The following is an 8,996-nucleotide window of genomic DNA, read 5'->3' as shown; positions in this document are numbered from 1 at the left end:
CCCCAGACCACCACCAATGTTGATATGCCGAACCGGGACAGGAGCCAACTCACAGAGTCGTGCAGCCAGCTCAAATGTTTTCCCATGAGCATCAATCAACGCATCTGCATTCAGATTCTGTGATCCGGAAAAAATATGAAAACCATAGAAGTCCACTTTTCCGGTATCCAGCTCAGATAACATTTCAGGCATTAATTCAGCATCAATACCAAACTGCTTTGGGCCGCCAGCCATTTTCATGCCAGACGACTTAAGCTCAAAGTCTGGATTGACGCGAAAAGCTACTTTGGGCTTCAACTGCAGTTCAGAGGAAAGCTGATAAAGCCTTTCCAGTTCCAGGCTGGATTCGACATTAATCACTATGCTCGCAGCGACAGCCGCCCTGAGTTCTTCTACTTTTTTTGCTGGCCCGGCAAAGCTAATCGATTCAGGATCAACACCCGAACCGATAGCAACCATCATCTCCCTCTGGGAGGCCACATCCAGGCCATCCACCAGACCTGCCATATGATGAACAACGGCGGGCATTGGGTTGGCTTTGATCGCATAATGCATCTTTAAGTCAGAAGGCATCACCGTACGCAGAGACCGAACACGCTCAGTGAGAGACTTTCTGTCGTATATGTAACAAGGTGTTCCGCCCGCCATGGCAACCAGCTGATCAGCAGGACGACCTGCGACCTGAAGACGATTATTCTTAACTGAAATTCTCTGCAGACGATCGTGCTGCTTGCTCATTTATTTTCTCCGGATACAAACAGATTTTCGTACTCTGCAGCTAAGGTTTTTCGGTCAATTTTGCCGTTTGGATTTCTGGCTAAAGCACTTTGAGTAATCACCCGCAAAGGCACCATGTAGGTTGGCACGTGTTTTTGGAAATGTTTGATAACCGCTTTCTCTTCAACAGGCCCATCTGTCGCAGATACCACGACTAGCACGATAGCCTGACCCAGCCGGTGATGGGAAACACCAATAGCCGCTGCTTCAGCTACCATCCCGGATGTGTACATTAGCTCCTCAAGCTCACTGGGACTCACCCGGTAGCCCGACGTCTTGATCATGTCATCCTTGCGGCCAACAAAATACAAATAACCGTCTTCATCCCGGGTGACAATATCACCCGACCAGACAGCCAACTCAGGGGTTGGGATTTCCTGAATAGACAAAGGTACAGGTTTGAAACGCTCTCTGGTTCGTTCAGGGTCATTCCAATAACCGAGCGCCACCAGACTTCCCCGGTGAACCAGCTCACCCGGCTCATGGGGTTTACAGGGTAGCCCACTCTCATTGATGACCAGTAATTCAGCATTGGGAATAGCCCTGCCCATAGAGCCTGGACGATGATCCACGTCTTCAGGTGGCAAGTAGCTCGATCGAAAAGCTTCCGTCAAGCCATACATTAAATAAGGTGAAGCCTGTGGCATTTTATTTCTAAGCGCATCCAGTATTGACGATGGCATAGCCCCACCCGAATTCGTGAAATACCTCAGACTCACTGCCGCTTCTTCAGGCCAGCTCATTTCAGAAAGCTGCACCCAAAGAGGAGGCACCAGAGCCAGGCCGGTAATTTTCTGCTGAGCCACCTGTTTGATGATATCTACGGGCAGCAGATACTCCAGCAGGTAGCAGCTGGCACCGGAGGCAAAGGCAGTGGTTAATTGGCTGAAACCATAGTCAAAACTAAATGGCAATACACATAAAAGTCGATCCTGATGGGTATTCCCGAGATATTCAGAGACACTATACGCCCCGGCCACCATATTACGATGAGAAAGCACGACCCCCTTGGGCTTACCGGTACTTCCGGAGGTGTAGAGAATGGCCGCCATATCCATATCAATAGTGAGCGGTTGAGACCAAGTGTCCTCTTCCTTCAGGAAGTCTGGCCAGGCAATAACCCGAACACGACTTTTTTCCTCAGAGAACCCATCCACCAGAATGACATGGCTCAGATCGTGGCAATCAGTCAGGCTGGCCTCCATCTGCCTGAAGCGAGCCTTATTCGTGATCAGAACTCTGGCTTTACAATCCGTCAGAATATGCCGCACCTGAGGCGCTTTTAACACAGGATTGACCGGAACCATGACCCCACCGGCTGCCGTTGCTCCAAAATAACTGAAAACAGCCTCAGCGGTTTTTGGCAGATAAACAGCCACCCTCTCATGTCTGGATAGTCCCAGTCTCTGCAAGCCTGAGGCTACACTTTTTACGTGCAAGGCAACCGAAGCATAATCATACCACTGAGATTTCACCCCCAGAGCCTCATGCAGAGGTGCTTTTTCAGCCTGATCAAAGAGTAATTGATGTAACAGCTGGCTCATTCAGGAATCCGTAATACCTTTTCTGATCAGCTATTGTAACAAACAAGGATTTTGAAAAGCACGATGCAGAAAAGTAACCTTCGGCAACCGATCTGAGAGCTTGTCTCTATAGCTGACTTTCCCAAATCGATGATGATCACTGACCAATATTCAGGAACAAGTCAACCAGAGGCTCGTTAATATAATAATTGCTTCGCCCCATTTTCTGCTTAAGCAAAAAGCCCTTGCTGCACAGCTGATTCAGGTATTTGGTGGCGGTCAGTCGGCTAACATTCAGCTCTTTTTCAATAAACTCGATTTTCGTGTAAGGATGGCAGAACAAATGATTGAGCAGATCCTGACTGTAAATTTTAGGTAGTTCTTCACGCATTCTATGCTTTACAGCCTGCATCCGGGTTTTTATTTCATCAATCAGGGTTGTGGTCTCTTTTGACGTTTCTGATACGGCTTCAAGCATGAACAGTAACCAGCCTTCCCAATCCTGAAGGTCTCTCACTGCCTGTAACCGTGAGTAGTACTGAGCCTTGTTTCGAATAATATAACGGCTTAAATAGAGCACTGGCAGGTCCAGCAACTGCTGAGTGACCAGATAAAGTATATTGATGATTCGACCTGTTCGGCCATTCCCATCGTAAAATGGGTGAATACTTTCAAACTGGAAGTGAATAACCGCCATTTTCACCAACGGATCATTGTCTGAAAGCCCATGATCATTGAGATAAGCCACCAGGTTTGTCATAAGTGACTCAACCCTTTCCGGGTTTTGAGGAGGGGTATAAATAACTTCACCCGTGGAAGTGTTTTTTAGCTCGGTACCGGGCAATTTGCGTAAGCCTGCCCGGTTTTCTTCCAGTGTTTGCTGAATATCGAGAATATCCTGAAAGCGAAGCATTCCTGTTTTTCTGACGGTATCGAAGCCACGGCTCAGTGCCCTGGAGTAGCTTTTAACTTCTTTGGTTGCCGGGCTGTAGGGTAGCACTGTCAGGTTGTTTTTAAACAGTTCATCATGAGTTGTGACAATATTCTCCACCTCTGAGCTGTCTTTGGCTTCCTGAAGCGTCAGGGTGCTGATCAAGATGGTTTCGTTGGGAATAGAGCGTACTACTCCTTTAAGTTCTGCCAGATGCCGGTGGGCTAAAGCCAGTTTTTTTAATACCCGGCGTGTTTCCAGCTCATTTTCCCGGGGCAGGGGTAGATCAGTTGGTTGGTAAGGGGTCACAGTGACTCACAACATGTATAGGAAAGTGCCATTTTCTATACAGGTTATCAGAACATGTATAGAAAACCGATATTTACTATACACATTCGTTGAATCCATATAGAGGAACAGCACTTCTCATTATGTCATAAAATAAATGACAATAGCGTAAACAACCGCATTACAGAAATTACAGTTTACCCGATGTTCGACCCAGGCGTTTCGGAAACAGGATTCATGCTTTGCCTGACCATTTTTTCAAGCCGGTTAAGCTCACTCACAATATCAGGTTCCCCTTCATTCTGATCCCTGAGTTCAGCAATTTTATGCAGGGGATTGACGCCTGCGAACTGCGGATCAACCAGATTCTCGCTGATCTGATTACCGGACCGATGGCCATAGGCAAGCTTCAGTTTATTAACCAGTTCCCTGACCTTCGGGGCCTTATAATCCTCCAGCTCCAAGCCAGCAATGACAGCAGAAAATCCTTCCGCTTCCCGATAGATAACCGACACCGGCAAATGGTCAGATAACCCGCTTTCCAGATCATTATTAACATCGAGCCCCAGTTGCCGTATTTCTGTATGGGATGCCCATTTTTTTTCAGTGTCCCCATGAACCATCTGGAAGTCATAAATACACTGCCTTGCCACCTCGGGATGATCTTTCCAGCGCCTGCTACCCCATGGTTGATGCATTCTGTTTCCGGCGCCAAGATACCATGTTCCATCGGGCTCCCGACGATCTTCCGGCTCGATGCTTGCCTGGTCACTGTTGACAAAAAATGACTCGCTGCGGTCAACCAGCCGGGTATCATTTTCTTCATCATGGGTATCGTAGTAACTGTTAGAGAAACCTGTTCCCAGTGCCATCATGGCATTTTCGAACTCTGAGTTTTTACTCACCCTACCCTGCTCGTCTGACCGGGCACTGTTCAGATCTCCCATCAGGAAGGTGCCATGGTGGTGTATGTTATTACGCCTGTCGTTATCGCTATCCTCCTGAACCCAAGCTCTTATCTGAAGCAGCTCGTTATAGCGAATCGCCTCATAGGTTTGACCATCCTTGGCCTGAAGGTGGGTATTATAAACAACGGCCGTTTTATCGTTGCCGAGATCCAGCACGATCCGCAGCAAGCCTTTATTGGCCAGCTGGTCTTCTGCTGCCAGATCAGAGAAAGGCCGGAATGTTGCCTCCTTTACGGGATATTTGCTGGCAATGGCCAGACCACTGCTCAATCCGGTTTCCCGGGGCGCAACACTGTGAACAATATGGTGGTAGTGGCCACTGAGATCCTTACAGAGCTGCTTCGTCGCCTGCTGGTCAAACGCCTCCTGGAAGCAGACAACATCCGGAGTAGCATCAGGATTTCGGGTTAATGCTTCGGCAATCTCATGACTACGCTGCTGTGATGAGCGCAGGTCGTTCAGGTTACGGATAAACGACGGCATCAGGCCAGTGTTGTAGGTCATCAAATGCAGGCCCCGCTCAGGATTATAAATGGCGGGTGGAACGGTAGACTGAATCAGGGAAATTTCGTTCCTGAACAGATTGCCGATCATGCGCAGAGAGAACCCCAATGCTCCCAATGCCAATGAGGGTACCAGAAATAGCGTAACGGCAGTCGCCCGGGCTACCTTCCTGGCCCACAGTGGTACATTTTGCTTCCGTTTCTCACCTTCGGCAGGCGTGTTGCTTTTGCCTGGCCGGTCATGGGCGAACAGCTTTGTTGCCGAATTGGCGACCAGTGAAACCGGTCGGGACAGAAACCGACCAACGTAGTGGCAACCACGACCAAAGCGGTTGTGAGAATAAACATAGTCATTATCTCTGGGCAGATAATGGGTCTGTGCTTTAGATGGTTGAACTGCAGGCATACAGTTTCCTCTGGTTTGTCTGCTGCTTATATCGGCATCGACAATTACTCTTATCACTTAAAGGCTTTCGCACCGTTTTTTTCTGTGAGCTGCTTGCGCCAACTAAAAAATGCCACTCCCGGGTATTTTTTAAACCAGAGACAATGAGACGGGAATTACATGACGATCAGCACTGATTTTTGCGACTGGGTTGTGACTTGAATATGATCCGGCCCAGCGGAAGCTGCAGAATAAATCACTCCTCAGATCAATGATCTATCTGTTATACTCTCGCTCCATCAGATTGTCTGAGCCAGTGAGCAAAAAAAACGTTCTATGCAGCCTGACTTTGAGCACGATGTTTCCCAACTTGAAAACAATATCCTTCCTGACAACTGGGAGTGGATCAGCTGTTCCAAACAGGCCAGAATGGCACGCTATATCGGCACTCCTGGCTGCTACTTCAAAGAGTTCATACCCAAGAGCAACCTGGAAATTCTTAAGTCCAAAATCAGGGGCACTCGTTGTGAAGTTTGGGTGAAACAGGCCAGAATTGCAGTGGATGCGGGGTTTGAAATTCCGGAAATATTGGCATCCGGAGTGCTCAAAAATAAGAATCACTACTTAATTACTGCAGCGGGTCCTAATGGCTCTGCCTCTGAATATCTGGTCAAAAAACCTGAAAATGATGAGCCCATGCGTCAAGCATGGATCAAGGCTTTTGGCCACTATATTGGTCAGATGCACAAAGCAGGTATTGTTCATGGAGACCTGCGCGCAGGCAATATTTTGATGGAACCGAGCCTGCCTCCACGTTTCGTTATGATCGATATTGAACGCAACAGTTTCCACTCAGAAGTGCCTCTTTCACTGGTGAAAAAGAATCTGGTCCAGTTGATTAAGAGAATATCCTTCAAACATTTTACCGCTAAGGATAGAGTGCTTTTTTTCAGGCACTATAACCTTGCTTATAAGCGATTTGATAAAAAGGCTCAGAAGGCACTCGCCTTTGAAGTGATCAGGCTTGTGAAAAAACAAAATCTTTGGGGCGGTGGCAGGAATGCATAGAAGTATATGCCTTCCGTCCTTGAGAAACTGGTTTATCATTCTGACTGTTACTTTGGAGCCTGTGTTAACTCCACTTTGAAATGCAATAACTCCGGCCAAACCAAGCCGGAGAATCCCCTGGATCTTGCTATTCCAGATCGCTCGACAATCGTGAACCTTCGTCATCTGTCTAGAAAGCATCATCTCGAACAAAACATCTACGCACACATGCAAGTAAAAACACCAAAAACCAAAGATAATACCGACGACTCTGGCATTGTTTACACAGCCTCTACCAATCGAAATTACATTAATACCTATTGAAGCCAAAAATGCAGCATATATAATTCTGCCATAGCATCTCGTGCGGTAGCCACGTCGAAATTCCGAAAAAACCAGACGAAATCACGGAGAAATCATGAAAGCCCGTGAATCCAGTAATCTGTAGCTTATATTTGTTTTCTTACTCATACGTCTGTCACCTTATGCCTGTAACATCAGGATATGACCTCAGCACGAGTGCTCAGGATTTGATTTCAAAAATCTCTATTATTAGTCTCCCATATCAAGCAGGGAATATGTCGCATCAGGAATAAACTTCACTGGAAGCTTGATATTTCGATGAGAAAAGATGAGTGTCAAATTAGAAGAAATGATGATGCAGAAGTCTTGGCAGGATTTGATCAAATTGCAGTCATACTGCTAAACAATACGGAAACCTTCAAAAGAGTCCTGAAGAGTACACAAGACAGCCAATGTGTACACGCTACCTTACTAAAGCCCATGCCAGGCCAACACTTTCATGATTTTGCCGTGATCTCAAATGAGATGTTGCAATCTCACGGTTGTAAAAAAGTCAGAGACTCTCAACTTGCCTTTTATTCCTGGTGTTGCCACACCTTCTGAAATTGAAACCGCACATGAAAAAGGTTACAAGCTGCTTAAGCTTTTCCCTGCCAAGGTTCTCGGGGGAGAAACACAGATTACTATAGCTTATATATTCATTTTTATAAGAAAAGACCAATTAATGAAGCTAATCAGCCTCCCCAATCTCTTTATTAAAAAATAATCCAACACATAGACAGAATTGATCCACCATGAAAACAAAGAACTCATCAATTAATATCTTCTTCATTAACTCATCATTCCAGTTAGTTAGTTCAATACTGATTTCCAAAGACACTGATTCTTTTTTCTTCTGTTTTAAGAAGCAGAATTACGAAGCAGCAAAAGACTATGGTTTAAAAAATGTTTTTCTTCTCAAATATCGAGAAGCTTCAATATTTGCAAGAAAGCTATCTACCCGAGAAAACATTAAATTCATTTTTTCAATAATTAAAAGCAACAACCCAGAATCTATAAATTTCCATTCAACTTCAATATCCAGCACAAGATACAATTATTTCATTGCCGCCTCAAAGAAGCAATTTCCAGGAAAGAAAGTCACATTTAATATAATACCTGACGGAACTCTTAACCTGATAATTCATCCTCTTTCAAAAAACAAGTTAGAACGAGTAAGCAAAAGAAAGAAATCTCTTATTGATAAAGCGATCGGTCTAAAGTACACGCCTTTTAAAGAAGACAGACATGGGATGCTGAGCAACAAGGTATCCCATATTTATACCATTCCGGGAACCTCAGAAAACTTACCAGCAGAGAAGACAAAAGACCTCCCACCCTTTACAACAGAATTTTCAATATCACGCAACAATCAAGAAACTAAGTCTGCACTCATCATCGGTCAACCTCTAACCAACTCGGGCATTACAGATGAAGCTGCCTCAAAAGCTATTAACCAGAACCTTCTTAGTTATCTATGCTCGGAAAATATAAAAGATATACTATTTATCCCGCACCCAACAAACAGGCATGATAAAAAAATAGAGTTTTGTTCCAAAAGTTTTAAAATATACTCAGGTTCATCACCCATTGAGTTGCTAATGATAAAAAATCAATATGATTATATCATTGGTTTTTCCAGCACAGCCTTGATCACAGCCAAACTTATTTATGGAAATAGCAACAAAATAATCAGTATTGGAAATGATTTATTTAACTACAAAGAACACCCCATGCTTAAAAAAATAGTTTCTCATTTTCAAGAGATAGGCGTGGACTGTATGCCTTTAACTCATTAGTGTTAAGTGAGGAGTACTCTAGAGATAGTTTATTCCTCACTCTGTGGCCAACGTCAACACATCAAACCCATCCTCCCTAATGGAGTCTGAGAAAATTGTTATCACATGCAGACTCATCTCTGACAAGTCCTTATTCTGCTCAATGACATAGGGCACTACTTTGCCGGCTACCTCGCGAGCCTCTGCAGGGGACAATTTCGAGACAAAGCTTGATAAGAAAAGGTTAATAGGTGTCCGATAGCAGGTATTCTGCAAGCCCATTAACTCATCGTGCAACACACTCATTCACTGGCAAAGCACCTCAAAACCTCTCTTGGCTGGCATCAATCCCGTATTTACCTCGTTGTGCTGGTTATTTTTGGCCTCATCCAGATGGGCTCAGTCAACCTGTCCCGTATTGCCCGAACTATGGGGCGCGGTACCGAGATCGACT

7 protein-coding genes and 1 pseudogene are annotated in these 8,996 nt (G+C 45.3%); 4 read left to right on the top strand and 4 right to left on the bottom strand.

Translation table 11 applies throughout. The features are described 5' to 3' along the window. The 4 genes and pseudogenes from KDK19_RS12420 to KDK19_RS12405 form a co-directional block, all read right to left on the bottom strand. Positions 1-738 (bottom strand): annotated as a pseudogene (locus tag KDK19_RS12420) (pyridoxal-dependent decarboxylase, exosortase A system-associated); the annotation flags it as partial. After that, positions 735-2,321, bottom strand: a complete 1,587-nt coding sequence (locus KDK19_RS12415) for an acyl-CoA ligase (AMP-forming), exosortase A system-associated (protein ID WP_257292083.1) — start codon at positions 2,319-2,321, stop codon at positions 735-737. The pseudogene KDK19_RS12420 and the gene KDK19_RS12415, both read right to left, overlap by 4 nt. Before the next feature lie 136 nt (positions 2,322-2,457). Then, positions 2,458-3,540, bottom strand: coding sequence for a Fic/DOC family N-terminal domain-containing protein (locus KDK19_RS12410; RefSeq protein WP_257255176.1), 1,083 nt, complete (start codon positions 3,538-3,540; stop codon positions 2,458-2,460). Positions 3,541-3,716: 176 nt separating this feature from the next. After that, positions 3,717-5,396: an endonuclease/exonuclease/phosphatase family protein gene (locus tag KDK19_RS12405; protein WP_257288295.1), complete on the bottom strand. Its 1,680-nt coding sequence runs from the start codon at positions 5,394-5,396 to the stop codon at positions 3,717-3,719. Between the two features lie 315 nt (positions 5,397-5,711). Here KDK19_RS12405 and KDK19_RS12400 point away from each other — a divergent pair, with 315 nt between their 5' ends. The 4 genes from KDK19_RS12400 to KDK19_RS12385 all read left to right on the top strand — a co-directional run bounded on the left by KDK19_RS12400 (position 5,712) and on the right by KDK19_RS12385 (position 8,563). Further along, a complete protein-coding gene (locus tag KDK19_RS12400; protein WP_257255178.1) occupies positions 5,712-6,443 on the top strand; it encodes a lipopolysaccharide kinase InaA family protein in 732 nt (243 codons plus the stop codon). A gap of 6 nt (positions 6,444-6,449) precedes the next feature. After that, a complete protein-coding gene (locus tag KDK19_RS12395; protein ID WP_257275372.1) occupies positions 6,450-6,746 on the top strand; it encodes a hypothetical protein in 297 nt (98 codons plus the stop codon). 499 nt (positions 6,747-7,245) lie between these two features. Next, a complete protein-coding gene (locus KDK19_RS12390) occupies positions 7,246-7,491 on the top strand; it encodes a hypothetical protein (RefSeq protein WP_257275370.1) in 246 nt (81 codons plus the stop codon). Between the two features lie 28 nt (positions 7,492-7,519). Continuing rightward, positions 7,520-8,563 (top strand): alpha-2,8-polysialyltransferase family protein, encoded by a 1,044-nt coding sequence (locus KDK19_RS12385; RefSeq protein ID WP_257255183.1) that lies wholly within the window; start codon positions 7,520-7,522, stop codon positions 8,561-8,563. The last annotated feature ends 433 nt before the right edge of the window (positions 8,564-8,996 follow it).

The organism is Endozoicomonas sp. ONNA1, from assembly GCF_024606325.1.
In the GTDB taxonomy this organism is placed as follows: Bacteria; Pseudomonadota; Gammaproteobacteria; order Pseudomonadales; family Endozoicomonadaceae; genus Endozoicomonas_A.
Note: the sequence above shows the minus strand (reverse complement) of the source record. Positions and strands in the feature narration are given on the sequence as shown.

Bases quoted from the DNA above. Each gene is read 5' to 3' on its own strand.
- KDK19_RS12415 (WP_257292083.1), bottom strand. From the start codon at position 2,321: ATGAGCCAGCTGTTACATCAATTACTCTTTGATCAGGCTGAAAAAGCA.
- KDK19_RS12405 (WP_257288295.1), bottom strand. From the start codon at position 5,396: ATGCCTGCAGTTCAACCATCTAAAGCACAGACCCATTATCTGCCCAGA.
- KDK19_RS12400 (WP_257255178.1), top strand. From the start codon at position 5,712: ATGCAGCCTGACTTTGAGCACGATGTTTCCCAACTTGAAAACAATATC.
- KDK19_RS12395 (WP_257275372.1), top strand. From the start codon at position 6,450: ATGCCTTCCGTCCTTGAGAAACTGGTTTATCATTCTGACTGTTACTTT.
- KDK19_RS12390 (WP_257275370.1), top strand. From the start codon at position 7,246: ATGAGATGTTGCAATCTCACGGTTGTAAAAAAGTCAGAGACTCTCAAC.
- KDK19_RS12385 (WP_257255183.1), top strand. From the start codon at position 7,520: ATGAAAACAAAGAACTCATCAATTAATATCTTCTTCATTAACTCATCA.